Source organism: Pseudarthrobacter linnaei (assembly GCF_055412825.1).
The window spans coordinates 24,923-50,198 of the sequence record NZ_JBVAYX010000010.1; the positions used below are offsets into that span (position 1 = coordinate 24,923).

At 68.6% G+C, this 25,276-nt stretch carries 21 protein-coding genes and 1 tRNA gene; 11 read left to right on the forward strand and 11 right to left on the reverse strand.

Translation table 11 applies throughout. The annotated features are described in order from the left end of the window. Positions 1-36 precede the first annotated feature (36 nt). From ACZYZ3_RS11035 to ACZYZ3_RS11060, 6 genes are all read left to right on the forward strand, one after another. A complete protein-coding gene (locus tag ACZYZ3_RS11035) occupies positions 37-909 on the forward strand; it encodes an FAD:protein FMN transferase (RefSeq protein WP_463963868.1) in 873 nt (290 codons plus the stop codon). Continuing rightward, on the forward strand, positions 906-2,441 hold the full coding sequence (locus ACZYZ3_RS11040; RefSeq protein WP_463963869.1) for an FAD-dependent oxidoreductase: 1,536 nt from the start codon (positions 906-908) through the stop codon (positions 2,439-2,441). Before ACZYZ3_RS11035 ends, ACZYZ3_RS11040 begins: the two co-directional genes overlap by 4 nt. 77 nt (positions 2,442-2,518) lie before the next feature. Beyond that, positions 2,519-2,591, forward strand: a tRNA-Arg gene (locus tag ACZYZ3_RS11045). Positions 2,592-2,696: 105 nt separating this feature from the next. Beyond that, a complete protein-coding gene (gene yidC, locus ACZYZ3_RS11050) occupies positions 2,697-3,509 on the forward strand; it encodes a membrane protein insertase YidC (protein ID WP_463963870.1) in 813 nt (270 codons plus the stop codon). Between the two features lie 402 nt (positions 3,510-3,911). Continuing rightward, entirely contained in the window at positions 3,912-4,970 is a 1,059-nt protein-coding gene (locus ACZYZ3_RS11055) for a M4 family metallopeptidase (protein WP_463963871.1), read from the forward strand. A 58-nt stretch (positions 4,971-5,028) separates the two neighbouring features. After that, entirely contained in the window at positions 5,029-5,370 is a 342-nt protein-coding gene (locus ACZYZ3_RS11060) for a protealysin inhibitor emfourin (RefSeq protein WP_463963872.1), read from the forward strand. A gap of 27 nt (positions 5,371-5,397) precedes the next feature. On the opposite strand, the gene ACZYZ3_RS11065 is transcribed toward ACZYZ3_RS11060, so the two are convergent. Then, positions 5,398-6,366 (reverse strand): GlxA family transcriptional regulator, encoded by a 969-nt coding sequence (locus tag ACZYZ3_RS11065; protein ID WP_463963873.1) that lies wholly within the window; start codon positions 6,364-6,366, stop codon positions 5,398-5,400. 93 nt (positions 6,367-6,459) lie between these two features. Between ACZYZ3_RS11065 and ACZYZ3_RS11070 the strand changes: the two genes are divergently transcribed. Both ACZYZ3_RS11070 and hrpA read left to right on the forward strand, forming a co-directional pair. Further along, entirely contained in the window at positions 6,460-6,627 is a 168-nt protein-coding gene (locus ACZYZ3_RS11070; protein ID WP_463963874.1) for a hypothetical protein, read from the forward strand. A gap of 135 nt (positions 6,628-6,762) precedes the next feature. Then, positions 6,763-10,815 (forward strand): ATP-dependent RNA helicase HrpA, encoded by a 4,053-nt coding sequence (hrpA, locus tag ACZYZ3_RS11075; RefSeq protein WP_463963875.1) that lies wholly within the window; start codon positions 6,763-6,765, stop codon positions 10,813-10,815. A gap of 53 nt (positions 10,816-10,868) precedes the next feature. Here the strand turns inward: hrpA and ACZYZ3_RS11080 are convergent, their stop codons facing one another. Further along, on the reverse strand, positions 10,869-11,297 hold the full coding sequence (locus ACZYZ3_RS11080) for an HIT family protein (RefSeq protein ID WP_463963876.1): 429 nt from the start codon (positions 11,295-11,297) through the stop codon (positions 10,869-10,871). Next, entirely contained in the window at positions 11,294-12,451 is a 1,158-nt protein-coding gene (locus ACZYZ3_RS11085) for an NAD(P)-dependent alcohol dehydrogenase (RefSeq protein ID WP_463963877.1), read from the reverse strand. Before ACZYZ3_RS11085 ends, ACZYZ3_RS11080 begins: the two co-directional genes overlap by 4 nt. 320 nt (positions 12,452-12,771) lie before the next feature. On the opposite strand from ACZYZ3_RS11085, the gene ACZYZ3_RS11090 reads away from it, so the two are divergent. Beyond that, on the forward strand, positions 12,772-14,265 hold the full coding sequence (locus ACZYZ3_RS11090; protein ID WP_463963878.1) for an HNH endonuclease: 1,494 nt from the start codon (positions 12,772-12,774) through the stop codon (positions 14,263-14,265). Between the two features lie 84 nt (positions 14,266-14,349). Here the strand turns inward: ACZYZ3_RS11090 and ACZYZ3_RS11095 are convergent, their stop codons facing one another. Next, positions 14,350-15,222, reverse strand: coding sequence for a sulfurtransferase (locus ACZYZ3_RS11095; RefSeq protein ID WP_463963879.1), 873 nt, complete (start codon positions 15,220-15,222; stop codon positions 14,350-14,352). A gap of 48 nt (positions 15,223-15,270) precedes the next feature. On the opposite strand from ACZYZ3_RS11095, the gene ACZYZ3_RS11100 reads away from it, so the two are divergent. Beyond that, positions 15,271-16,452 carry a PLP-dependent cysteine synthase family protein gene (locus tag ACZYZ3_RS11100; RefSeq protein ID WP_463963880.1) on the forward strand — a complete coding sequence of 394 codons (1,182 nt, stop codon included), beginning with the start codon at positions 15,271-15,273 and terminating at the stop codon, positions 16,450-16,452. 14 nt (positions 16,453-16,466) lie between these two features. On the opposite strand, the gene ACZYZ3_RS11105 is transcribed toward ACZYZ3_RS11100, so the two are convergent. Beyond that, a complete protein-coding gene (locus ACZYZ3_RS11105; RefSeq protein ID WP_463963881.1) occupies positions 16,467-17,123 on the reverse strand; it encodes an MBL fold metallo-hydrolase in 657 nt (218 codons plus the stop codon). A 105-nt stretch (positions 17,124-17,228) separates the two neighbouring features. Here ACZYZ3_RS11105 and ACZYZ3_RS11110 point away from each other — a divergent pair, with 105 nt between their 5' ends. After that, entirely contained in the window at positions 17,229-17,687 is a 459-nt protein-coding gene (locus ACZYZ3_RS11110; protein ID WP_463963987.1) for a Fur family transcriptional regulator, read from the forward strand. A gap of 374 nt (positions 17,688-18,061) precedes the next feature. Here ACZYZ3_RS11110 and ACZYZ3_RS11115 read toward each other — a convergent pair whose 3' ends face one another. From ACZYZ3_RS11115 to ACZYZ3_RS11140, 6 genes are all read right to left on the reverse strand, one after another. Then, on the reverse strand, positions 18,062-18,952 hold the full coding sequence (locus ACZYZ3_RS11115; protein ID WP_463963882.1) for a metal ABC transporter permease: 891 nt from the start codon (positions 18,950-18,952) through the stop codon (positions 18,062-18,064). After that, complete coding sequence (locus tag ACZYZ3_RS11120; RefSeq protein ID WP_463963883.1) at positions 18,953-19,768, reverse strand: metal ABC transporter ATP-binding protein; 816 nt, start codon at positions 19,766-19,768, stop codon at positions 18,953-18,955. It lies immediately after the preceding gene. Positions 19,769-19,821: 53 nt separating this feature from the next. Then, complete coding sequence (locus tag ACZYZ3_RS11125; RefSeq protein WP_463963884.1) at positions 19,822-20,793, reverse strand: metal ABC transporter solute-binding protein, Zn/Mn family; 972 nt, start codon at positions 20,791-20,793, stop codon at positions 19,822-19,824. A gap of 92 nt (positions 20,794-20,885) precedes the next feature. Next, positions 20,886-21,950, reverse strand: coding sequence for a hemolysin family protein (locus ACZYZ3_RS11130; RefSeq protein WP_463963885.1), 1,065 nt, complete (start codon positions 21,948-21,950; stop codon positions 20,886-20,888). After that, a complete protein-coding gene (locus tag ACZYZ3_RS11135) occupies positions 21,947-23,284 on the reverse strand; it encodes a hemolysin family protein (protein WP_463963886.1) in 1,338 nt (445 codons plus the stop codon). The genes ACZYZ3_RS11130 and ACZYZ3_RS11135 overlap by 4 nt, the downstream gene beginning before the upstream one ends. Positions 23,285-23,653: 369 nt before the next feature. After that, positions 23,654-25,144 carry a GuaB1 family IMP dehydrogenase-related protein gene (locus ACZYZ3_RS11140; RefSeq protein WP_463963887.1) on the reverse strand — a complete coding sequence of 497 codons (1,491 nt, stop codon included), beginning with the start codon at positions 25,142-25,144 and terminating at the stop codon, positions 23,654-23,656. Positions 25,145-25,276: the final 132 nt, after the last annotated feature.

The window sequence follows — 25,276 nt, forward strand, 5'->3', positions numbered from 1 at the left end:
CACGTCACAACCAGCCAGCAGCCAGCAGGAGGTAACGTGCCGCATCCGGGCTGGACGGATTTCAGTTTCGACGGGATCGGTACCCGCTGGGACATCTCAACACCCGCCCCGCTCTCCGGCGCGCTCCGCCGCCAACTGCTGGCTGCGGTGGCGGACTACGACGCCGCGTGGTCCCGCTTCCGGCCGGACTCCGTAATTGCCGCCGCCGCGCGGCAGCCCGGGCGCTACACCCTGCCGGCCGGGGCCGCCGAGCTGGGGCCGCTCTACGCAACCCTGTACCGGCTCAGCGGCGGGGCCATGACGCCGCTGATCGGCGGAAGCCTCGAACAGCTCGGCTATGACGCCGGCTACTCCCTCCGCCCGGGGGGCCCTCCGCTGCCCGCCCCGGCCTGGGACGGGGTGCTCGACTGGCAGGGCACGGTCCTGACCACCCGGGCCCCGGTGGTGATCGACGTCGGGGCAGCCGGAAAGGGCCAGCTGGCGGATCTGCTGTCCGCCGAACTGCGCGGCGGCGGCATCAGCGAGCACTTCATCGACGCGAGCGGTGACCTGGTCAACGCGGGAGCCGTACCGGTGGAGGTGGGCCTGGAGCATCCCTATGATCCGGCCCGGGCCATCGGCATCGTCAGCCTCGGAGCCGGGGCGCTCTGCGCCTCCGCGGCCAACCGGCGCGCCTGGGGCGACGGGCTGCACCACGTGCTCGACGGCACCACCGGGGCGCCGGTGCGCACCGTCGTCGCCAGCTGGGCGATGGCGGCGAGCGCCATGGTGGCCGACGCGCTGGCGACCGCACTGTTCTTCGTCGAGGGGGCCCGCCTGCGGGAGGAATTCGAATGTTCCTGGCTGACCGTCCACTCGGACGGCCACGCGGAGTATTCGGCCGATTTTGAAGGGGTGTTGTTTACATGACCGCCACCATCTCCACGGCCATCAGTTCGCGGCTGGACACTGCCCTGGGCAGGTTCACGATGTACCGGCTGGTTCTTTGGGTCCTGGCCGTGCTCGCCGGCTACAGCCTGCTGCTCGATGTGCTCGGCTGGCTGACGTTCGGGCTCCCGGAGATGATCGCGCACCTGGCGCTCTGTCTCGGCCTGAGCTACGCGTCCAACCGCGCCCTCGCTGCCATGTTCGGTGTGCGGCCGCACTCCGAGTCTTCCCTGATCACCGGCCTGCTGCTCTACTTCCTCTTCTGGCCGACGCAGTTCCCTTCGGGACTGCAGTACCTGGACCTGGCCGGCGTGGCCCTCGCCTGCGTGCTCGCGTCGGCGTCCAAGTACGCCCTGGCCTGGCGCGGGCGCCACATTTTCAATCCGGCGGCTACCGGCGCGTTCATCACCGGGCTGACCGGACTCAATATCGCCACCTGGTGGGCCGCCACCCCTGCGATGCTGTGGCTGGTGCTGCCGGGGGTCCTGCTGGTGCTCTACCGGGTCCGGAAGCTGCTGATGGCGTCCGTGTTCACCGTGGTGGCCGTGTCGATCGTGTCGGTGGAACTGCTGCGCGCCGGCATGGGAGCGGGCGAAGCGCTATGGCAGTCCGTAGCCCAGCGCCCGGTGCTGTTCTTCGCCGGCTTTATGCTGACCGAGCCGCTCACCCTGCCCCCGCGCCGCTGGCAGCAACTGGCGCTCGCCGCCGTCGTCGGGCTGCTGTTCGCCATCCCCTACAACCTGGGCTTCGTGGCCAACTCCCCCGAGCTGGCGCTGCTCGTCGGGAACGCCCTCGCCTTCGCCGCCGGCCAGCGCGGCCGCATCCAGCTCCGGTTCCGGGGCTCCCGCCCGCTTACCCCGACGACGACGGAGTTCCGCTTCCAGCCCGGGCGGCCGCTGCGCTTCACTCCGGGGCAGTACATCGAGCTGAACCTGCCGGAAGGGAAGTCGGACCACAAAGGCCGGCGGCGGGTGTTCAGCCTGACCAGTGCCCCGGACTCCCCGGAGTTGACCATCGGTGTCGGAACGGCCGAACCGCGGTCCACGGCGAAACGGTCGCTCCTCGCCCTGGAGCCCGGCGACGAGCTGACCGCCACCACCGTGGGCGGCGACTTCGTCCTGCCGCGGAGTCCGGAGGCGCCCGTGCTGCTGATAGCGGCAGGTATCGGCATCACCCCGTATCTGGCCCAGCTGTCCGGGGGCTCCGCCGGCGGCCGGGATGTGGTCCTGCTGTACCTGGCCAGGACTGCCGCCGAGCTCGCCTACGCCGGCGAACTTGAGCGTACCGGGGCCCGGGTCATCGCCCGGCTTGCCGACGGCTCCGCGCCGCCGGCGTTCATGCAGGATGCGGGCGCCGTCCGGATCGACGGCGCCGCGCTGAAAGACCTCGTCCCCGACATCACGGGCCGCATTGTCTACGTCTCGGGCTCGCCGGCGAGTGTCCGCTCCCTCCGGGCCGCCGCCCGCCGGGCCGGGGCGCGGCGGATCCATGTGGACTCGTTTGCGGGCTACTGAGCGCCCGATTTTCCCTTCGAGCCCACCTTCCTGCTAAGCTCTAGGACGTCCCGCCGGTAACGGCAGGAACCCTGACTGCCCTCGTAGCTCAGGGGATAGAGCGTCTGCCTCCGGAGCAGAAGGTCGTTGGTTCGATTCCAATCGAGGGCACACACAAGAACCCCTAGGATCCACTGGATTCTGGGGGTTCTTTCGTGTTGGCTGACAGGGTGCAAGGTCAGAGGCCGCGCTGCGGCCCTACGAAGGGGGCATCGGATGGACGCCGGCGCAGCGCTGCTGTTTCCGTTTCAGTGGCTGGTGTCCGTCATCATGGCGGGACTCCATGACGGTCTGAGCTCCCTCGGCATGCCCGCTGCCAGCGGCTGGACGTGGACCCTGTCCATCATCGGGCTGGTGCTGGTGATCCGCGCCGCTCTGGTCCCGGTAGCCCTGCGGCAGATCAGGGCCCAGCGCCGCATACGGCTCCTGCAGCCGGAGCTGAAGAAGCTGGAGGAGAAATACAAAGGTATGACGGACCCGCTCTCCCGCCAGGCCATGGTGCAGGAGCAGATGGCCCTTTACAAGAAGCACGGCACCAACCCGTTCTCGGCGTGCCTTCCGCTGCTGGTCCAGGTGCCGTTCTTCTTGGCCCTCTTCACCGTGCTGACCGGCATGACGGCGGCGGCCAACAGCGGTAAGGGTATCGGCGCCATGAGCCACGAACAGGTGGTTCAGTTCGACGAATCGAGCATCGTCGGTGCCCCGCTGTCCGCCACGGTGCTGCACGGCACCCCTCCCGGCGGCAACGTGGTCGCGGTGTGGGTCCTCTCGGTCGTGATGATCCTGGCCATGACGGCGGCGCAGTTCATCACCCAGAAGCACATCATGGCCAGGACTGCGTCCACGGAGTCCATGGCGGGCCCGTTTCTGCGGCAGCAAAAAGCGGTGCTCTACGCCCTGCCGATCGTTTTCGGCATTGGAGGCATCATCTTCCCCATCGGTGTCCTGATCTATTGGACCACCACGAATTCGTGGACCATGGTGCAGCAGTTCGTCCTCGATCCGCGGGCTCCCCGGGTGGCCAGGTAGGAGGTACGGAGGTCAGTCCCCTGGCTGCCGGGCGGGGATGGACTCCGTCCGGGGGCATGTTGGGCCCCGGCTGGACCGTACCGGCACCAATGGCCGGCGTGTCCGTGTCAATGTGCCCCCGGTCGGCAGCCGGCTGGGATCCATCCGTCACGCAGCGGCACAACCGTCACCGGATACCGTGTTTCCCGCTGCGTGATTCTCGTCCGGGCCGGAACCGCGGAGCAGGCCGGGTGCTGAAGGGGCCGGGGCGGAATAGGGAACCAGGCGCGCCACCCTGCCAATTGTCGGTGCCCGCTCGTAGGCTGTCTGCATCGGCAGCGGGGTTCCGGCGGCCGGGTGGCTGGACCGGGTGCCGGCCGCCGCACCACCACCGGATCCCGCCGAAGCACTAAGGGGTCTCACATGCACTGTTCCATCATTCCTCCGTACATGCTCCGCCGCCTGGCGGCCCAACGCGAACCTGAGCTCTCCGGCGCCGCCCGTGCGGCGAAGGAAGCCCTGCACCACGTCCCGAGCTTCCAGGCGTCACGCGCCGTGCCCGGCCCCGGCAGCCATCCGGGACTGCGCGAACCCCGGCCGGCCCCGCCGGAACGGACAGTCTACGACGCGGAGTTCGCCGAGCAACTCCCCGGCAGCGTGGTCCGCAAAGAGGGGGAACCGCCCACCGGCGATCCCGCCGCCGACGAGGCCTATGACGGGCTGGGGCACACCCACCGCCTCTACGCCGAAGCCTTCGGCCGGAACTCGATCGACGGCAACGGCCTCCACCTTGAGGCCACGGTCCACTACGGCCGCCTGTACGACAACGCCTTCTGGGACGGCCGGCAAATGGTGTTCGGCGACGGCGACGGCCAGGTGTTCCAGCGGTTCACGAAGTCCTTGAGCGTGATCGGCCACGAACTCGCCCACGGCGTCACCCAGTACTCCGCGGGGCTGGTCTACCGCAACCAGGCCGGCGCGCTGAACGAATCGATGTCCGATGTCTTTGGGGCCCTCGTGGAGCAGCACGTCCGCCGGCAGTCGACGGCGGAGGCCAGTTGGCTGATCGGCGAGGGCCTCTTCACGGACCAGGTCCAGGGGACCGCTCTGCGTTCCCTGAGGGCTCCGGGGACGGCGTACGACGACGACGTGCTCGGCAAGGACCCGCAGCCGGACTCCATGGACAGTTATGTGCACACAAGCGCTGACAACGGCGGGGTGCACATCAATTCCGGGATCCCCAACCGGGCGTTCTGCCTGGTGGCCACGGCCCTCGGCGGCAACGCGTGGGACGCGCCGGGCCGGATCTGGTACGAGACGCTGACGGGCGGCACGCTCGCCCCGACCGCCACATTCGGCGCATTCGCCAAGGCCACTGCCGCCTCCGCCAGGGAGCTGTTCGGGGCGGATTCCGCAGAGCATGACGCCGTGCGGTCCGCGTGGGAAACTGTGAAGGTAAAGTTCCCTGGAGCCAGACGGTAACTAGCTCATGGCGCTCCGAGACCCATAAACGTTGCCGTTTCCCGACGATCCGAGACCAATGAAAATCACTGTCCAGCGCAGCGGCGGCATGGCCGGCATGAAGCGGACGTGGACCGTGCAGCCCACACCGCCGGAGGATACGGACCTCTGGCAGCCCCTCATTGAGGCCTGCCCGTGGGACGCCGTCCCCACGTCGGGCCGGAGTGCCGCCGCCGGCCAGCCGGACCGGTTCCAGTACAACATCCGGGCCGGACAGCACCGCGCAACACTGCCCGAACAGGCCGTCACCGGCCCCTGGCGGGACCTCGTCGAGACGGCCAAAGCGGCGGCCGAGCCCCCGCCGCCGTCGTCGGACGGGCCGCCGGGACTCCCGCTGACGCCCCCGCCTGGCCGCGGCTAGTGGGAGCATCGCGGCTACTGGGAGTATCTAGACTGCCGCAGCCAGGTGTCCGCGGAAGGTGCGGCGGTACGACTGCGGGCTGGTGTCCAGAACCTTGGCGAAGTGGTGCCGCAACAGCACCGAGTGGCCGAAGCCGGATTCGCGGGCGATTTCGTCGATATTCAGGTCCGTGGTCTCGAGCAGCTCCTGGGCCCGCAGCACCCGCTGTGAGTTTAGCCAGGCCGCCGGGGTCGCACCCGTCTCGGAGCGGAAGCGCCGGGCGAAGGTCCGGGGCGACATGTGGACGCGCGCGGCAAGCTCGTTGACCGAATGGTCCTCCCCCAGATGCCGGACCATCCACTGCAGCAGTTCCTCCATGGGCTCAGAGCCGCAGGCCGGGATCGGCCGGTCGATGAACTGGGCCTGGCCACCGTCGCGGTGCGGCGGAACCACCATGTCCCTGGCGATGGCCGCCGCCACATTCGCGCCAAACTCCCGCCGGACCAGGTGCAGGCAGGCGTCGATGCCCGCGGCCGTGCCCGCGCTCGTGATGATCCGGCCGTCCTCGACGTACAGGACGTTTTCATCCACCCGCGCAGCGGGGTAGCGGCCGGCGAGCTCCCGGGAATAGTGCCAGTGCGTCGTGCAGCGGCGGCCGTCCAGCAGACCGGCCCGGGCCAGGGCGAAGGCTCCCGAACAGATGGACATGACCCAGGCCCCGCGGGCGTGCGCCGCCCGCAGAGTGTCAAGCACGGTGTCCGGCAGGTCCTCGTCCCGGCCGTAGGGGGTCATGATGACCAGGTCGGCATCCGCTGCGGCGTCGAGCCCAAGACCCACGTGCAGGGACAGGCCGGACTCCATCGGGACCTCGCCCGGGACGGGGGTGCAGACCCGGAAGTCGAAGGCCGGCACGCCGGTCCCCCGGTCCGACCGGTCCACCCCAAAGACCTCAAAGGCGGTCCCGAACTCGAAGATCGAGAAGTTGGGAACCACCATCATCGCCACTGATTTGATCATGACTCTAGTCTGACAGAAACAGTGGCAGAAATTATGGCTTTTTGGGCATTTCTGCCACTTCTTTTGCCTTCCCGACCGGAGAACCATGGAGGTATGGAACTCATCGGAATCGCCTTCATTGTCCTCATCGTCGTCGGCCTCGCCGCCACCGTCGCAGCACTCCGCAAGGACGGGCTCGGCCACAACCCGCCGGTCCGCTCGGAAGACTACTGGACCGCGCTGGACCTGCCCAGCACCAACTACACCTTCCGGATCTTCTGAACCCCGGCCGAGACCAGATCACACCGCATCCCGTCCACCATCCGCCCCCACCCGCTGCCCGGCCCCGACAGGGACCGGGCACCTCTCTGTCCCGGAACCGCCGCGCAGACAGTTCCCAGTAGACTGTGTGCAGCCATGACACTGCATATCTCCTACCCCGCCGAGCTGCCGGTCTCCGAGCGCCGCGAGGACCTGATGGCCGCCATTGCGGCCAACCAGGTGACCATCATCGCCGGCGAGACCGGTTCCGGTAAGACGACCCAGATTCCGAAGATGTGCCTGGAGCTTGGCCTGGGCGAGAACGGACTGATCGGCCACACGCAGCCGCGCCGGCTGGCCGCCCGCACGGTCGCGGAGCGCATCGCGGAGGAACTCGGCGTCGAGATCGGCCAGGAAGTCGGCTTCCAGGTCCGCTTCACCGGGGAGGTGGGCCGCAACACCAAGGTCAAGCTCATGACCGACGGCATCCTGCTGGCCGAGATCCGGCGCGACAAGCTGCTGCGCAGGTACAACGCCATCATCATCGACGAGGCGCACGAACGCAGCCTCAACATCGACTTCATCCTCGGGTACCTCAAGCGGATCCTGCCGCAGCGGCCGGACCTGAAGATCATCATCACCTCGGCCACCATCGATCCGCAGCGCTTCGCCAAGCACTTCGGCAGCGAGGAGGAGCCCTCGCCCATCATCGAGGTCTCCGGGCGCACGTACCCGGTGGAGATCCGCTACCGCCCGCTGTCCCAGCCGGCCGGCGGGGCCGCCGGTGACAGCGCCGACGACGCTGCAGCTGCGGCCTCCGACGACGAGCTGGAAGAGGACCGCGACCCGCTGGACGCAGTGTGCGACGCCGTCGACGAACTCGCCCAGGAGGCGCCGGGCGACATCCTGGTCTTCTTCTCCGGCGAACGCGAAATCCGCGACGCTGCCGAGGCCCTCAACGGCAGGATCCAGTCCAACCGGAAGCTGGCCGGCACCGAGGTGCTCCCGCTCTTCGCACGGCTGAGCCTGCAGGAACAGCACAAGGTCTTCCATCCCGGCAGCAGACGCCGGATCGTGCTGGCCACCAACGTCGCCGAGACCTCCCTGACGGTTCCCGGGATCAAATACGTCATTGACACCGGTACCGCCCGCATCTCACGGTATTCGCACCGCACGAAGGTCCAGCGCCTGCCGATCGAGCGGGTCTCGCAGGCGTCCGCCAACCAGCGCTCCGGCCGGTGCGGCCGCGTCTCCGACGGCATCGCCATCCGGCTGTACTCGGAGGAGGACTTCGAGTCCCGGCCGCCGTTCACCGACCCCGAAATCCTGCGCACCAACCTCGCCGCCGTCATCCTCCAGATGACCGCGATGGGCGTCGCCCGCGGGCCCAAGGATGTCGAGAACTTCCCGTTCGTGGAGCCGCCGGACTCCCGGGCCATCAATGACGGCGTCACCCTCCTGCGCGAGCTGGGCGCCTTGAGCGCCGCGCGACCTCAGGCTGAGGCGGGCGACGGCGACGGCCGCCCCGGCGGCCGGCCGGCTGCCGGCGGTGCTGCCGGAGGAAACGGCGGCGGGCTGACCGCCGTCGGGCAGCAGCTTGCCCAGCTTCCCGTGGACCCCAGGCTCGGCCGGATGATCGTCGAGTCCGGCAAGCGCGGCTGCGTCCGCGAGGTCATGATCCTCGCCGCCGCGCTGACCATCCAGGACCCGCGCGAGCGACCTACCGACAAGCAGCAGCTCGCCGCTGAGAAGCACGCGCGCTTCCGGGACGAGAACTCGGACTTCACCGGCTTCCTGAACCTCTGGAACTACATTCAGGAGAAGCAGCAGGAGCTCTCCTCCACGGCCTTCCGCCGGCTCTGCCGCGCCGAGTTCATCAACTACCTGCGCGTGCGCGAGTGGCAGGACCTGTTCGCGCAGCTGCGCCAGCTGGCCCGGCCGCTCGGCATCAGCCTGGACAACAAGCGCCTGGCCGATCCGGTGGGCAACCATGAGGGCATCCACATCAGCCTGCTCTCGGGCCTGCTGAGCCACGTGGGCATCCTCGATGAGCGCAAGCGCGAGTACGCCGGCGCCCGCGGCAGCCGCTTCGCGATCTTCCCGGGCTCGGCGCTGTTCAAGAAGTCCCCCACGTTCGTTATGGCCGCGGAACTCGTGGAGACGAGCCGGCTGTGGGCCCGCGTCGCCGCGAAATTCGATCCGCTCTGGGTCGAGCAGGTGGCGCCGGACCTGGTCAAGCGCAGCTACAGCGAACCGCACTGGTCCAAGAAGATGGGCTCGGTGATGGCCCATGAGAAGGTCACGCTGTACGGCGTGCCCATCATCCCGAGCCGCCGGATCAACTACGGCAAGGTGGATCCGGAGCTCTGCCGGGAACTGTTCATCCGGCATGCCCTGGTTGAGGGCGACTGGCAGACCCACCACAAGTTCTTCCACCGCAACCGGTCACTCCTCCTCGAGGTTGAGGAGCTCGAGGCGCGGATGCGGCGCCGGGACATCCTGGTGGACGACGAGACGCTCTTCGAGTTCTACGACGCCCGGATCGGCAAGGACGTCGTGTCCGAGCGGCACTTCGACAAGTGGTGGAAGGAAGCACGGCAGCAGGACCCCGCGCTGCTCGACTTCGACCAGGCGCTGCTGATCAGCGAGGATGCGGATGCCCTGGACGCCTCGGCCTACCCGAAGACCCTGCTGCACAAGGGCTTTGAGCTGCCGCTGAGCTACGAGTTCCACCCGGTGGCCCCCGGCTCGCCACCCAACCCGTCCGACGGCGTCACCGCCGAGGTGCCGGTGCTGTTCCTGAACCAGCTCGATGACGCGGCGTTCCGCTGGCTGATTCCCGGCCAGCGGGTGGAGCTGGTCACGGCCCTGATCAAGTCGCTGCCCAAGCAGGTGCGCAAGAACTTCGTGCCGGCCCCGGACGTCGCCCGGCAGGCCGTCGCGGCCCTCGAAGCGGACTTCGATCCGGCCGCCGACGAACTGGAGGCCTCCCTGGAGCTCGTCCTGCGCCGGCTCCGCGGCCAGGTCGTCCCGCCGAAGTCCTGGAACTGGGACGCTGTTCCGGCACACCTGCGGGTCAGTTTCCGTGTCGTGGATTCGCAGGGGAAGATCCTGGACGAGGGCAAGGACCTTCCCGTGCTGCAGGAACGGCTGGCCCCGGCCACCCGCCGGGCGATCGCCGAGTCGCTGGGCGCCACGCCCGCGACGACGGCCCCTGCCCCGATCGGCCGGTCCAACGGCGCGTCCAGCGGCACAGCGACCGCCACTGCGGCAGCCCAGGCCACCGGCGCGGCACCGGGGACCGCGGCTTCCGCTGTGTCGGCGGCCGCAACCGGTTTCGCCGAGCAGGCGGGGCTGACTTCCTGGTCCTTCGGCACATTGCAGCGCCAGGTCCAGGGCACGGTGAAGGGCCACACCGTCACCGGCTACCCCGCGCTCGTGGATGAGGGCCAGTCCGTGGCCCTGCGGCTGTTCCAGACGCGGTCCGAACAGGAACAGGCCATGCGCGGCGGCGTCATCCGCCTGCTCGCCCTCAAGGTGCCGCCGCCGGACCGCTACGTCCTGGAACACCTGAACAACACCGAGAAACTCACGTTCAGCCAGAACCCGCACGGTTCCGTCACGGCACTGATTGCCGACTGCGCCCTCGCCGCCATCGACAAGCTCACGCCGGCCGAACTGCCCTGGGACGATGCGTCCTTCACTGCGCTCTACGAGAAGGTCCGCGCCGAGCTGATCGACACGGTCTTCACCGTCACCGCCGTCGTGGAGCGCATCCTGGCCAGCACCCGGCGGATCGAGAAGGCACTCAAGGGCACCACAAGCCTTGCCCTGATCAGCGCCCTTAACGACATCAGGAGCCAGCTGGAGCAACTGGTGTTCCCCGGTTTTGTGGCACGCACGGGCTACAGCCAGCTCAGCCAGCTGCCGCGCTACCTTGCCGCGATCGAGAAGCGACTCCAGAAGCTCCCCACCAACGTCCAGCGGGACGCCCAGAACATGGCCGCGGTCCAGGCACTGGAGGACGACTACGACGACGCCGTGTCGGCGCTGCTCCCGGGCCGGCGGGCCGGAGCGGAGTTAACCCAGGTCCGCTGGATGATCGAGGAGCTCCGCGTGAGCCTCTTCGCCGTCGAACTCGGGACCGCCTATTCGGTCTCGGAGAAGCGGATCCGCGCGGTCCTTAATAAGGCGCTGGCGCCGGTCTGACGCCCGGTGACGGGCGGCAGACCCGCGCCAGTGGTGGTCGGCAAGGCCCCTGACTACGAGTCCGGGACGTGGGCCTCGTGTCCGGCTTTCCGGAGGCCGTCGCGGAGCTTCTCCGCGTTAGCGTCCAGCTGCGCGGGGTCGGGGTTCTGGTCCACCGAGCCGAAGTCGAAGTCCGCCATCGTGTTGGACGGCCACACGTGGACGTGCAGGTGGTTGATCTCGTAGCCGGCCACAATGAGTCCGGCGCGCGCGGCGTCGAACACCTCGACCTGGACGGCGCCGATCTTCTGGGCCACCTGCATCACGCGGGCCAGCAGCCCGGGGGACGCATCGGTCCAGCGGTCCACTTCCTCGGTCGGCACCACTAGGGTGTGGCCGTCGGCGAGCGGGCCCACGGTCAGGAACGCCACGACGTCGTCCTCGCGCCAAACGAAGCGGCCGGGGATCTCGCCGTTGATGATCCTGGTGAAGAGAGTGCTCATGCGTCTGCCCTTTCCGAGGGTGTTCCGAGGGTACTGGTGTCCAGGACAAAACGGTACTTCACGTCGCCGGCCACCATGCGGTCATAGGCCTCGTTGAGCTGGTCGGCACGGACGACCTCGACGTCGGAGGTGACGCCGTGCTCGGCGCAGAAGTCCAGCATTTCCTGGGTCTCGGCAATGCCGCCGATCAGCGACCCGGCGTACGCGATCCGGCGCCGGATCAGCGCACCGGGGTTCACGGGAGGCATGTCTTCCGAGGGGAGCCCGAGCTGGAAGAGGGCCCCGTCGACGCGCAGGGTGCGGAAGTACGGGTTGAGGTCGTGGGGCGCGGCGACGGTGTCGATGATGACGTCGATGCTCCGGTTCGCGGCGTCCATCGCGGCCTGGTCGCGGGAGAGGATGACCTCGTCCGCGCCGAGTTCGCGGGCCGCGGCGATTTTGGACTCGGACGTGGTGAAGACCTTCACTTCGGCGCCCATGGCCTTGGCCAGCTTCACGGCCATGTGGCCCAGGCCGCCCAGGCCCACGACGCCGACGACGTCCCCCGCTTCGACGTCGAAGTGTCGCAGCGGGGAGTAAGTGGTGACGCCGGCGCACAGCAGCGGCGCGGCCGCGGCGGGGTCGAGGCTTTCCGGGACGTGCAGTACGTAGCGGCGGTCCACCACGACGGAGGTGGCGTAGCCGCCCTGCGTGATGGCGTCCCCGTTGCGGCGGTCTTTCGCGCCGTAGGTTCCGGTCATGCCGTTTTCGCAGTACTGCTCCAGGCCATCGAGGCAGCTGTCGCATTCACGGCAGGAATCGACCAGGCAGCCGACGCCGACCAGCTCGCCGGGGGTGAAGTCGTCGACGGCGGACCCGACGCGGCTGACCCTGCCCACGATTTCGTGGCCGGGGACCAGCGGGTAGTTCTGGTGTCCCCATTCGCCCCGGGTGGCATGGACGTCCGAGTGGCAGAGTCCGCAGAATTCGACGGCGATCTCGACGTCGTCTTGCTTCGGCGCGCGGCGGGCCACCGTCAGGGGAACCAGGCCGCTGTCGCTGGCTGTCGCACCGTAGGCCGCGGCAAGCCGCGGGCCGTCAGTGACTTCGGGCGGCCCGCCGAGGTCGGGCAGCGGCTTGGCGAGGGGCGGTGGTACGGGGCGTCCAGGAGTCATGACTCGACGCTACCCCCGGGTGACGGGACTTATCCAATCAGCAAGGGCAGCTTGTTGGGGCGACAGGTCAGCGACTCCAAAAGCACCGTTGCGTCGCCCGCTGTCTGACTATCACAGGAACGAAACGGGCAGCGCGGGGTCATTCCGGCATGTCCGACGGGGAACTACGGGCGATACATGACCCCGCGTTGCTGTGGCGGGCAGCCTTGTACTGCTTTGGCCCGCGTCCCTGCGGTGGCAATCAGGCGGGCAAGTCGTGGAAATGCCTAGGGCGGATCAGCCGGCGTCTTATTGTCTGAGGTGCCCGATAGTGTGTTTCCATGGACGGCAATCAGGGGCCCGACGAGGCTCAGCCAAAACAGGTGACGGTCACGGATGTGGCCCGTTCTCTGGCCGCTGTCGGTCCGTGCGGCGGCGGTCCTGAGCTGGATGGTGCGCGTTTGATTGCTGAAATCCGGTCCCTGGAAGACCGAAAGTCTGCCCTGGCTGCCCGCCAGGCCCGCCTGTCCGTCGCCTTCGATCTGCTCCAGCGCCGCGAACAATCCTCCTCCGGGGTGCCGGCGGCGGAGCTGGGATCGGGGGTCGCAGCGCAGATCGCCCTGGCCCGGCGGGAATCCCCGGCCCGCGGCGGCCGGCTCCTGGGCCTGGCGAAGGCCCTCGTCACCGAAATGCCCCACACGCTCGCGGCCCTGGACACCGGGCAGCTCAACGAATGGCGCGCCACCCTGCTGGTGAAGGAAACCGCGTGCCTGACCGCGGAGGACCGGGCCGCCGTCGACGCCGAACTCGCCCCCGACACCGGAACCTTCGACGGCGCCGGGGACCGGGGAATCATCGCCGCGGCCCGCACCGCTGCCTGCCGGCGGGACCCGCGCTCGGTCACCCAGCGCGCCAGCCACGCGGCGGCCGAACGGCACGTCAGCCTCCGCCCGGCCCCGGACACCATGTGCTACCTCACCGCCCTGCTCCCCGTCACCCAGGGTGTCGCCGTCTACGCCGGCCTCACCCGGCACGCGGACACCCTCCGCAACTCCGGGGACCCCCGGACCCGCGGGCAGCTCATGGCCGACACCCTGGTCGAACGCACCACCGGAAAGGCCGGCGGGATCAGCGGGATCGAAATCCAGCTCGTCATGACCGACCGCACCCTCTTTCAAGGCGACAGCGAACCCGCCCGCCTCCCCGGCTACGGCATCGTCCCCGCCGGCCGGGCCCGGGAAATGCTCAAAGACGCCGGAAAAGACGCGTGGACGGGCACAGGCAGGGAGCGAACGGGGGCGGCGGGAACAGGTCCCCACGCGGGGGACAGCACCGGAGAGAAGTCCGGGGACAACGAAATGAACGTCTGGCTCCGCCGGCTCTACACCGCCCCCGGAGCGGGCGAGCTCACCGCGATGGACTCCCGGGCACGGCTCTTCCCGGCCGGGCTCCGCCGGTACCTCACCGCCCGCGACGACACCTGCCGCACCCCCTACTGCGACGCCCCCATCCGCCACTTCGACCACATCACCCCCTGGCACCACAACGGCACCACCACTCAGAACAACGGCGCCGGGCTCTGCGAAGCCTGCAACCACACCAAAGAAACCCCCGGCTGGAGTTCCAGACCACGCCCCGGACCCCGGCACACCCTCGACGTCACCACCCCCACCGGCCACAGCTACCAATCCACCGCCCCGCCACTCCCGGGGTCCCCGGTCCGCCACGCGGAACCGGACCTGGCCGTGGCAAAGAGCCAGGACCACCGCCGCAAACGCCGCCAAAGAGCCAACGATCTCCTCCGCACCCGAAGGCAAAGGCTACCTGCGGCGTAAACGAACGCCCGTGGAGCGACGCTGTCGTCCATGGGCCGTCAACACCGAGGGCTCCACCTGATCTGTTGGTCCACGGGCCTCCGCTTAGTCCGCGGCGGTGCCGTCGGCGTAGGGTGCATCCCCGGTTACAACCGGATTCGCGGCGTTGTTGGACCATTCCGAGAAGGACCCCGGATAGAGTGCCGCAGGGAACCCGGCAATTTCGAGGGCCGCAATTTCGTGGGCGGCCGTGACGCCGGAACCGCAGTAGACGGCGGTGGGGACGTCGGCGCGCACTCCCAGTCCGGTAAAGCGCTCCAGCAAGGCAGCCGGGGACAGGAATCTGCCGTCCGCTCCGAGGTTTCCGGTGGTGGGGGCGCTAACGGCTCCAGGGATGTGGCCGGACCGCGGGTCCACCGGTTCGAAGTCGCCCCGGTACCGCTCCCCCGCCCGGGCGTCCAGCAGCAGGCACCGCTGTCCCCAGGAGGCCGCTTCCCCGGCGTCGATCACGGGCATGGCACCGCCAGTCAGCACAACGTCCCCGGGCACCGTGTGGTATTCGCCGCTTTCGACGCCGAAGCCCGCGCCGCGCCAGGCGGCCAGGCCGCCGTCGAGCAGGCAGACGTCGGCAAAGCCGGCGTTCCGCAGCATCCACCAGAGCCGGGCGGCGGCCTGGTTGCCGCTGTCGTCATAGGCCACGACAACGTCACCGCTGCGGACCCCCCAGGACCGGACGGATGCCTGGAATTGCTCCCGGGCCGGGAGCGGGTGCCGGCCGCGGCCCGGATCCGCGGGTCCGGCCAGTTCGGTGGCGAGGTCCACGAAGACGGCGCCGGGGAGGTGTCCGGCGAGGTAGTGGTCCCGGCCGTGCGGGTCGCCGAGCGCCCAGCGCACGTCCAGCACGACGGTCCGCCGGCCGGTGTTGTCGGCTGCGTCCAGCCGGTCCTTCAAGGTGGCTACGTCCATGAGGGTCTGCATCCGCCAACTCTATCCATCGGAATCTGCCGCCGCGGGTAGGCTGATGCGGTGATCAGAGGGAGACAGCAGGACAGGGCCTGGGCCGCCGAGGCCATCCGCAGAATCAACGCAGAAAACAACCGGTCTGCGGACACCCACCTGTACTCCGTCCCGTTGCCCGGGCAGTGGGGCGTCCAGCTGTACCTCAAGGACGAATCAACGCACCGGACCGGCAGCCTGAAGCACCGGCTGGCCCGCTCGCTGTTCCTCTTCGGCCTGGTCAACGGCTGGATCTCGGAGGGCACCACCATCGTTGAGGCCTCCAGCGGCAGCACGGCGGTATCGGAAGCCTATTTCGCCCGGTTGCTGGGTCTGCCGTTCATTGCGGTGATGGCCCGGACCACCAGCCGGGAAAAAATCGCCCTGATCGAACAGTTTGGCGGCTCCTGCCTGCTCGTGGACCACGCCTCGGAGGTCTATGAGGCCGCCGCGAAATTAGCCCAGCGCACCCACGGGCACTACATGGACCAGTTCACCTACGCCGAACGGGCCACGGACTGGCGGGGCAACAACAACATCGCCGAGTCCATCTTCGACCAGCTGTCCCTGGAGGAGCACCCGATCCCCCGCTGGATTGTGGTGGGCGCCGGCACCGGCGGGACCAGCGCCACCATCGGCCGGTACCTGCGCTACCACCGCCACGACACGGAACTCGCGGTCGTGGATCCGGAGAACTCCGCGTTCTACCCCGGCTGGCGGGAAAGCCGCCAGGCTGCCGACGGCGGACGCCCCTCCGATACGGCGGACCCCGCCGACACAGCCCAAGTTGCCGGCCCGGCCCGGGTCCCCGCCACGTACCGGATCGCCGCCGCGGCCCCGGCGGGCCGGCCCTCCCGGATCGAGGGAATCGGCCGGGCACGGCTGGAACCGAGCTTTGTTCCGGCGGTCATCGACCACATGCTCCAGGTCCCGGACGCGGCCTCGGTGGCCGCAATGCGGCACCTGCTCGAGCACGCCGGCCTACACGCCGGACCCTCCACCGGCACCAACCTGTGGGGCGTCTGGCAGCTCATCGCGGAGATGATCGCCCAGGGCCGCCGCGGCAGTGTCGTGTCGCTGATGTGCGACGGCGGAGACCGCTACGCCGGGAACTACTACAACCCGGAGTGGCTGCAGTCCCAGGGCCTGGACCCCGAACCGCATGAGGCGGCGATCCGGGAATTCTTCGCCACCGGGGCCTGGCCGCAGTAGGGATCGCGGGCTTCCTAGACCTCGACGCTGTCCCCGCTGGAGAGGTGCCGGTATTCGGTGCCGTACCTGGCGCCGAACCGGGTCACGTGCCCTTCCACGATGCCGCGCCCGTTGTCATTGAGCAGGGCGTCGTGGATAGGGAAGGCTGTCGGGGCGCGGACTCCGATCACGAAGTCGACCACCTCCCCCACCTTGTTCCAGGGTGCGTGGATCGGCACCAGCAGCGTCCGTACGTCCGCGCCGTCGGGCCCGATGAACGAATCGCCGGGGTGGTAGACGTTGGAGTCCACCAAATAGCCGATATTGGCGACCACCGGAATCTGCGGATGGATCAGCGCGTGCTGCCCGCCAAAGCACCGGACGGAGAACCCCGCCGTCCTGAAATCCTCGCCCGGGACCACGGTATGGATCCGCGGCCCGGCGCCGGGCGCCTTGTCGCGCAGTTGTGCCGCGACGCCGGCCGGAGCATACAACTGCAGGGACGTGCCGGCCGACAGGGCGGCAGCGACTGCGTCGACGTCGATGTGGTCGGCATGTTCGTGGGTGATCAGCACGGCGTCGGCACCGGCGAGGGCCTGGTCGGTCTCGGAGAAGTTCCCCGGATCGAACACCAGCACCTTGCCGTCCTTCTCAAGCCGGACACAGGCATGCGTGAACTTCGTCAGCAACATCTGGCCAGCCTAGAGTCCCGCCCCGGGGTTGTCCACGCGCCCGGCTGGTAATCTGGGACCTTGCCACCACCCCGTATCGAGACCACCAGCGAAGCGAGTTCCACGATGTCCCACGGCGCCACAACCGACGGCAGCCAGGCCGCGGTGCCGGCTCCTGCCGCGGCCAAGGAGCAGCGCGTCACCAAGCAGCGCCTCGCGGTCAGCGCCGTCCTCGACGAGCTGACGGATTTCGTCAGCACCCAGGAGCTGCACCGCATTCTGCAGGACCGCGGCACCTCGGTGTCCCTTGCCACCTCCTACCGGATTCTGCAGTCCCTTGCGGACGAGGGCCTGGCGGACGTCCTCCGGAACGCCGACGGCGAGGCCGTGTACCGGCGTTGCGCCGTCACCGGCCATCACCACCATCTGCTGTGCCGCAGTTGCGGCAAGGCCGTCGAGGTTGAGGCACCCGCGGTCGAGGCATGGGCCGCACGGACGGCAACTGAGCACGGCTTCACTTCGGTGGAACACACGGTCGAGATCTTCGGGCTGTGCCCGGACTGCACCGCCCGGGCTGCCGGCTAGTTTTGGCCCTGCGGGCCGGAACGGGGGCCTCGTCGTCGGCGTCGTTGGCCGTGATCAGGATGTTCCCCTCTGCTACCGGCCGCCGCCCCATCCCCCTAGGCATCTCCGGGGCCAGCTCTGGAGTCACCTGGCTTCAGCTGGCGCGGGCGTGCGGGGCGGTTGCATTGTGGATGACCTCGAAGGTGGCTGGCTCGGTGGAAGGTTCCGGCCGGAGCCGGGCCTGCAGCTGCCAGTCTCCCACGTCGTTCCTGGCTGTCCTCGCTTGGGAAAAACGGACGCCAGAGCAGCACGAGCCTGAGGAATCATGATGACGTGACGGCTGAGCGCCGTGGGATACCTTTTGGAGAGGGCGTCCCGTTGGTCAGCAGGCCGGCTCAGGCGGCTGGCACCGCCGCGCGGCGCAGCACCCGGCCGTTGACACCGCGCCTGGCCCGGATCCCGCCGATCACCCGGCAGACCACATAGATCAGGAAGGACAGGGTGGTCACGTACGGGCTGATGGGAATCCGGCCGCCGAGGGCCAGCAGGATCCCGCCAACCGTGGCCGTCATGGCGAACACCACGCTGAGGATCACCACCAACCGGGGTGAAGATGTCACCCGCATGGCCGCCGCCGCGGGAGTGATCAGCAGCGCCAGCACCAGCAGTGCGCCCACAATCTGGATGGAGAGCGCCACGCTGACGCCGAGCAGCAGCATGAACCCGAGGGCAAGGGCCCGCACGGGCACACCGCGGGCCGAGGCGACGTCGGGGTCTACGCTGGCGAAGGTCAGCGGACGCCACATCGCCGCCAGGGCAATCATCACCACGACGGCGGCGATGGCCAGGACCTGGAGCTGTACGGTTCCGACGGACACGATCTGGCCGGTGAGCAGTCCGAACTTGTTGGCGGCGCGCCCCTCGTACAGGGAGAGAAACAGGATCCCCAGGCCCAATCCGAACGGCATGATGACGCCGATGATCGAGTTCTTGTCCCGGGCGCGGACGCCCAGCAGGCCCAGCAGGAGCGCCGCCACGACGGATCCCACCAGCGAGCCCAAGACGATGTCCGCCCCGATGAGCAGGGCAAAGGCCGCACCGGCAAAGGACAGTTCAGAGATCCCATGGACGGCGAAGGCCAGGTCACGCTTCATCACGAAGGTTCCGATCAGCCCGCCGAGCAGGCCCAGCACCGCGCCCGCCCAAAGGGAGTTCTGCACCAGCGCAACCAGTTCGCCGTAGTTTTCGAAGTTGAAAATTGAATTGAGGAGGCTGTCCAGGTCCATCTAGCCCACCTCCCCCGCCACCGCGTGGGCATCCTCGTGGTGGTGCGTCGTGGCATCCGGCAGCCCGACGACGACCAGCCGTCCGTTGGCGTTGATCACTTCGACGTGGCTGCCGTACAGGTCGGACAGCACTTCCGTGGTCATCACCTCTTCCGGCGGGCCCACGCGGAACCGTCCCCCGGCCAGGTACAGCACCCGGTCGACATAGTCCATGATCGGGTTGATCTCGTGCGTGACGAACACCACGGCACTGTCCTGGTCGTGGCATTGTTTGTTGATCAGGGCGCTCACGGCCTGCTGGTGCTGCAGGTCCAGGGACAGCAGGGGCTCGTCGCAGAGCAGCACCTTGGGATCGGTGGCAAGGGCCTGCGCCACCCGCAACCGCTGCTGCTCGCCGCCGGAGAGCTGACCGACGGGGACCCGTGCGTAATCGGCGGCTCCCACCAGGTCGAGGAGCTCATCGATTCTGCGGTTCACTTTTGCTGTGCCGAGCCGGAGCCCCCAGCGGTGGCCGTCGACGCCGAGCCCCACGAGGTCGCGGGCGCGAAGGGGCGTGTCGGGGTCGAAGGACTTCTGCTGCGGCACGTAGCCGATCCCACGGCTGCCCCGCTCCACCGGCCGGCCCGCGAGCATGGCCGATCCGGCGCTCAGCTCCTGCAGTCCGAGCAGCACCTTGAGGAACGTCGTTTTACCGCTGCCGTTAGGGCCGAGGACAGCGAAGAATTCACCCGGGTTGATGTCCAGATCCAGGCCCTCCCACAACGTGCGTTTACCGAACGCGAGGGAGGCTCCACGGAGGCTCACTACGGGTGTCAACTTGGATTCCTCGAATTCTGCACAAGCCTCCGGCTCACGCTGTCCAGCTAATCTTAGGCCAGTGCCTTGGCGATGTTGTCGACGTTGTCCGTCATCCACTGCAGGTAGGACTTGTCCTCCGGCAGGGTCTCGCTGAAGTTCACCACCGGGACACCGGCGGCTGCTGCCGCGTCCTTGACGGCGACCGTTTGGGGGCCTTCGGTCTGCTCGTTGTAGGCCAGCAGCCTGATGCTGCCCCCACCCATCAGGTCGGTGGCCGCCTTGAGCGCGGCGGGCGGCACGTCGGTGTCTTCTTCGATTGCGGCGGTGTACTCATCCGGGGTCTGGTTTTCCAGGCCGGCGGCTTCGAGCAGGTAGAGCGGCACCGGTTCCGTCACGGCGACGGGCGCCTCACCGGCGGACGCCCTGATTCCCGCCAGCCTGGCCTCGAGGCCGCCGAGCGATTCCTTGAAGGCTGCGGCGTTGCTGCGGAACGTCTCGGCGGAGGACGGTTCAAGCTCGCCGAGCTTGGCCGCGACGGCGTCCGCGAGCCGGGCCATGGCCGGCAGGCTGTACCAGACGTGCTCGTTGAAGCCGGCAGGTGTCTGGCCGTGGCCGTCGGCGGTGGTGGACGGACCGGCAGTCTCTTCCGGGGCCAGCCCGGAAAGCTCCACGGCCGTCAGGACCTTGCCGCGGTCCAGCCCCGCGTCGTCCGCGAGTTTGTGGAGGAAGTCGTCGTAACCGCCGCCGTTTTCGATCACCAGCTCGGATTTGGACACCGCCAGTTTGTCCTGCGTGGTGGCCTCGTAGGAGTGCGGGTCCTGGCTGGTGCGCGCGATGATCGATGTGACCCGCACCTTGTCTGCACCGATGCTGCTGACGATGTCCCCGTAGACGCTGGTGGAGGCAACCACCTCGACGATTCCGTCGCCGGCACCGGCTGAATTCCCCGCGCTGGGATTTCCCGACGTCGGGGCGCAGGCCGTCAGCAGCAGGGTGGCGCAGGCAAAGGCGGCGGCGATGGCGCGGGCAGCGGGACGGTGCACGGAAAACCTCGGATCTGTTATTGAGAATCAGGAGCAATAGCTCGAGTGTATCCCTAAATAGGAATGATTCCTATTTAGGGATACACCGGCAGCTACTGCTCCTGGCCGAGCCTCCGGTAGCCGGTGGCCTGGGTGGCGTCCCGGATCTCGCCGACGAGCTGCTCGATCACGTCCTCCAGGAACAGGACGCCCTGGGTGAGGCCGTCCGGGCCGATCACGCGGGCCAGGTGCGAGCCGGTCCGCTGCATGACGGACATGGCCTTCTCGATTTCGTCGTCCATCGCCAGGTTCGCCAGCGACCGGATGTGGCTCTCCGCGATCGGCTGGTGGTACGCCGCGTCAGGGATGGAGAGCACGTCCTTGATGTGCAGGTAGCCGGAGAGCATCCCGTCGTCATCGAGCATCGGGAAGCGGGAGAACCCGGTCCGGCTTACCGCCTTCTCGAACTCCACCGGGGTGGTGTTCGATTTCAGCATCACGAGCTTGTCCAGCGGGACCATCACATCGGCCGCGGTGTGTTCCGAGAACTCCAGTGCACCGGTGATGAGTCCGGCGTCGTCGTCCACTAGCCCGTGGCGCGTGGATTCCTGCACAATCGACTGGACTTCCTCGAGCGTGAAGGAGGAGGTGACTTCATCCTTCGGCTCGATCCGCATCAGTTTCAGGATGTGGTTCGCGGACCAGTTGAGCGCCACGATCACCGGTTTGACCAGCCGGGCGATGAACATCAGCGGCGGCGCCAGCAGCAGGGCTGCCTTGTCCGCCACGGAGACCGAGATGTTCTTCGGGACCATCTCGCCGATGGTGACGTGCAGGAAGGTGACCAGCAGCAGGGCGACGGCGAAGGCCACAATGTCGGCGATTTCCACCGGGATGCCGACGGCCTCCAGCGGCACGGCCATCAGGTGGTGGATCGCCGGTTCGGCCACCTGCAGGATCAGCAGCGAACAGACTGTGATCCCGAGCTGCGCGCAGGCGAGCATCAGCGAGACGTTTTCCATGGCCCGCAGGGTGGTTTGCGCCCGCTTGGATCCCGCCTCGGCGAGCGGCTCGATCTGGCTCCGGCGGGCGGACATGACCGCGAATTCGGCACCAACAAAGAAGGCGTTGCCGAGCAGCAGCACCACCAGCCAGAGGATTCCTGCCCAGTCGCTCATGCGGCACCAACCTGGCCGTTGGAGTGCTCCCCGTGGTGCACCTGGACCGGCTTGAAGCAGATCCGGTCAATCCTGCGCCCGTCCATGCGGGTGACGGCCAGGGTGCCGCCGTCGACGTCGACAGTGTCCCCCACCGCTGCGATCCGGCCCAACTTGCTCATGACGTAGCCTCCCACCGTTTCGTAGGCAGACTCGTCGGGCATGGTCAGGCCCGGAATCTGTTCGGAGAGTTCATCGGGGCGAAGCAGCCCAGGGAAGTACCAGTCCCCCGAAGCGCTCTGCAGCAGTCCCGGACGCACCTTGTCGTGTTCGTCCGCCACTTCCCCGACGATTTCCTCGACGAGATCCTCCAGGGTGGCGATGCCGGCGGTGCCGCCGTATTCATCCAGCACCACGGCCAGCTGCAGGTTGCCTTCGCGCAGTTCGGCCAGCAGGGCGTCCAGGTGAATGGTTTCCGGAACCCGGAGCACATCGGTCATGATGGCACCGGCCTCCAGCTTGGCGCGCCGGCCCGAGGGTACGGCGATGGCCTTCTTGATGTGCACCACGCCGCGGATGTCGTCCGAGGATTCCCCGATGACCGGGAATCGCGAATAACCCGTGCGGCGTGCGGCCTCCACGATGTCGGAGACCGGCTGGTCCCCGTCGATGGTCTCGACCCGGATACGGGGCGTCATGACGTCCGCGGCTGTCCGGCCCGAGAACTTGAGGGTCCGGGCGATGAAGTTGGCGGTTCCGGCGTCGAGGGTTCCCATCGCCGCCGAGCGGCGCACGAGGGAGGCCAGCTCGGCCGGAGTCCGCGCGCCCGAAATCTCCTCCTTGGCCTCCAGACCGAAGATGTTGAGCACCTTGTTGGAAAAGCCGTTGAGCACCACAATGGCGGGCTTGAAAACGGCCGTGAACATCAGCTGCGGCCGGGCCAGGGCCTTGCCGACCTGGAACGACAGCGCAATGGCCATGTTCTTCGGGACCAGCTCGCCGATCAGCATGGACAGGAGGGTTGCGAAGGCCATCGCCATGACCAGCGACACGGAGGAAACCGCGGCTTCCGGCAGGCCCAGGGCGCCCAGCGGGGCTTCGAGCAGTTTGCCCACCGAAGGCTCCATGACATAGCCGGTGAGCAGCGTGGTGATGGTAATGCCCAACTGGCAGCTGGAGAGCTGCGTGGACAGGGACTTCAGGCACTTGAGCAGTGGCGCAGCAGCAGTATCGCCGTCATCCACCGCCCGCTGGACGGTGGCCTGGTCAAGGGCAACGAGGGAAAATTCGACGGCGACGAAGAAGCCGGTTCCGAGGACGAGCAGCAGGCCGGTTCCGAGAAGAAGCCACTCCATTTAGCGGCCTGCTTCCGGGGCGGCGGCGCGGCGCGGCGCCCGGCTGCCGGGGTGCCGGGTGTCTGGGTACCGGGACGGGCTGCCCGGCGGAGGATGGTCAGCCGCGGCCGGCCCCGATTCCTGGCAGGTCCCGATTTTCTGAAATGCACCTGGCTGGCGCGCCGCCGGGGAGTGATGGGCACGTGTTCGGGGTTTGCCGGCTCTTCGGGTGGACTGCGCGGGAACGGTTTCCGTTCCCGCCTGACAGCCCCCAGGCCGGCACCTAGATTTACTGTCCATAAGAGTTTCAGTCTACAGGAGCGCAGGCGCCGGCCGCCGCCGGGACACCGCAGGTGTCGCCCGACGGCGGCCGCCGCGCAGCGCCGCTGCTCACCAGCTCCGCGGGACCGGACGGCCTTCCTCATACCCGGCCGCGGACTGGATGCCGGCCACGGCGCGTTCCCGGAATTGCGCCAGATCCGCAGCGCCGGCGTAGCTCATCGAGCTGCGGAGCCCCGCCGTGATCATGTCCAGCAGGTCCTCCACGCCGGGCCGCGCCGGATCGATGAACATCCGGGAGGTGGAGATGCCTTCCTCGAAAAGGGCTTTGCGGTCCTTTTCGAACGCGCCCTCGCGCTGGTTGCGGTTCTGCACGGCGCGGGCGGACGCCATGCCGAAGCTTTCCTTGAACTGCCGCCCGGTGGCGTCCTGCTGCAGGTCCCCGGGGCTTTCGTGCGTGCCGGCGAACCAGGATCCGATCATCACCTGGCTGGCGCCGGCCGCCAGGGCCAGTGCGACGTCGCGCGGGTAGCGGACTCCGCCGTCGGCCCAGACGCGCCCGCCGGCAGCCCGCGCGGCCGCCGAGCACTCGAGCACAGCGGAGAACTGCGGCCGGCCCACGGCCGTCATCATGCGCGTGGTGCACATCGCCCCGGGGCCAACACCGACCTTGACGATGTCCGCGCCGGCCTGGATGAGCTCACGGGTTGCCTCCGCCGTGACCACGTTCCCTGCCACCACGGGCACACCGGGATTGAGACCCTTCACCGCGGCCAGGGCATCAAACATCTTCTGCTGGTGCCCGTGCGCGGTGTCGAGGACCAACACGTTGACCCCGGCGGCCAAGAGTTCGGCGGTACGCCCGGCGACATCGCCGTTGATCCCGACGGCGGCGGCCACCTTCAGCCGGCCGGCAGCGTCCAGCGAGGGACGGTACAGCGTGGAGCGCAGGGCGCCCTTCCGGGTGAGGACGCCGGCCAGGACACCGTCCCGCTGTACGGGCGCAAAGTCGGTCCCGGCGGCGTCCATCGCGTCGAAGGCGCGGCGCAGGCCGGCGCTTGATCCCCCGGCGGCCCCGGCGCCGGACCCGCCGCCGTCGGGGCCCTCCTCCAGCAGAGCCGCGTCCAGCACCAGCGGCTGGTGGCGCATCACCGAGGCGAGGGAGGCGAACCGGTCCTGGCCCTCGCAGTCGGCGGCACGGACGACGCCGGTGACGGCCCCGGCGTCATCGACGACCATGACGGCCCCGTGCGGACGCTTTCCCATCAGGTGCAGGGCATCGATGACGGTGTCCGCCGGCGACAGCGTCACCGGGGTTTCCAGGAGGGGGTGGCGGGTCTTGATCCAGGCCGTGACGTCACGGATCACGTCGAGCGGCACGTCCTGCGGCAGCACCGCCAGCCCGCCGCGCCGCGCCATGGTCTCGGCCATGCGCTTGCCCGTCACCGCCGTCATGTTCGCCGCGACGAGGGGAATCGCGGAACCGGTCCCGTCGTCCGCCGCCAGGTCCACATCCAGCCGGGAGGTGACGTCGGAACGGGACGGTACAAGGAAGAGGTCCGAGTAGGTCAGGTCGGTGGTGGGCTCGGTCAGGAAACGCACGGCTGCTCCTTCAATAGGCATTCCGGTGCTCAACGGGTTCTCAGTGTGATTCTAGCGAGGCCAGCCACGGGCCCCGTCACGAGTCCGGGCCACCGCCCCGGGCCGCTCCGGAGGGCCGGATGGGGTGCCGCG

What these genes read in the sequence shown, in the direction of transcription:
- ACZYZ3_RS11040 (WP_463963869.1), top strand. Translation starts at nt 906, where the DNA reads ATGACCGCCACCATCTCCACGGCCATCAGTTCGCGGCTGGACACTGCC.
- yidC (WP_463963870.1), top strand. Translation starts at nt 2,697, where the DNA reads ATGGACGCCGGCGCAGCGCTGCTGTTTCCGTTTCAGTGGCTGGTGTCC.
- ACZYZ3_RS11055 (WP_463963871.1), top strand. Translation starts at nt 3,912, where the DNA reads ATGCACTGTTCCATCATTCCTCCGTACATGCTCCGCCGCCTGGCGGCC.
- ACZYZ3_RS11060 (WP_463963872.1), top strand. Translation starts at nt 5,029, where the DNA reads ATGAAAATCACTGTCCAGCGCAGCGGCGGCATGGCCGGCATGAAGCGG.
- ACZYZ3_RS11065 (WP_463963873.1), bottom strand. Translation starts at nt 6,366, where the DNA reads ATGATCAAATCAGTGGCGATGATGGTGGTTCCCAACTTCTCGATCTTC.
- ACZYZ3_RS11070 (WP_463963874.1), top strand. Translation starts at nt 6,460, where the DNA reads ATGGAACTCATCGGAATCGCCTTCATTGTCCTCATCGTCGTCGGCCTC.
- hrpA (WP_463963875.1), top strand. Translation starts at nt 6,763, where the DNA reads ATGACACTGCATATCTCCTACCCCGCCGAGCTGCCGGTCTCCGAGCGC.
- ACZYZ3_RS11080 (WP_463963876.1), bottom strand. Translation starts at nt 11,297, where the DNA reads ATGAGCACTCTCTTCACCAGGATCATCAACGGCGAGATCCCCGGCCGC.
- ACZYZ3_RS11085 (WP_463963877.1), bottom strand. Translation starts at nt 12,451, where the DNA reads ATGACTCCTGGACGCCCCGTACCACCGCCCCTCGCCAAGCCGCTGCCC.
- ACZYZ3_RS11090 (WP_463963878.1), top strand. Translation starts at nt 12,772, where the DNA reads ATGGACGGCAATCAGGGGCCCGACGAGGCTCAGCCAAAACAGGTGACG.
- ACZYZ3_RS11095 (WP_463963879.1), bottom strand. Translation starts at nt 15,222, where the DNA reads ATGCAGACCCTCATGGACGTAGCCACCTTGAAGGACCGGCTGGACGCA.
- ACZYZ3_RS11105 (WP_463963881.1), bottom strand. Translation starts at nt 17,123, where the DNA reads ATGTTGCTGACGAAGTTCACGCATGCCTGTGTCCGGCTTGAGAAGGAC.
- ACZYZ3_RS11110 (WP_463963987.1), top strand. Translation starts at nt 17,229, where the DNA reads ATGTCCCACGGCGCCACAACCGACGGCAGCCAGGCCGCGGTGCCGGCT.
- ACZYZ3_RS11115 (WP_463963882.1), bottom strand. Translation starts at nt 18,952, where the DNA reads ATGGACCTGGACAGCCTCCTCAATTCAATTTTCAACTTCGAAAACTAC.
- ACZYZ3_RS11130 (WP_463963885.1), bottom strand. Translation starts at nt 21,950, where the DNA reads ATGAGCGACTGGGCAGGAATCCTCTGGCTGGTGGTGCTGCTGCTCGGC.
- ACZYZ3_RS11135 (WP_463963886.1), bottom strand. Translation starts at nt 23,284, where the DNA reads ATGGAGTGGCTTCTTCTCGGAACCGGCCTGCTGCTCGTCCTCGGAACC.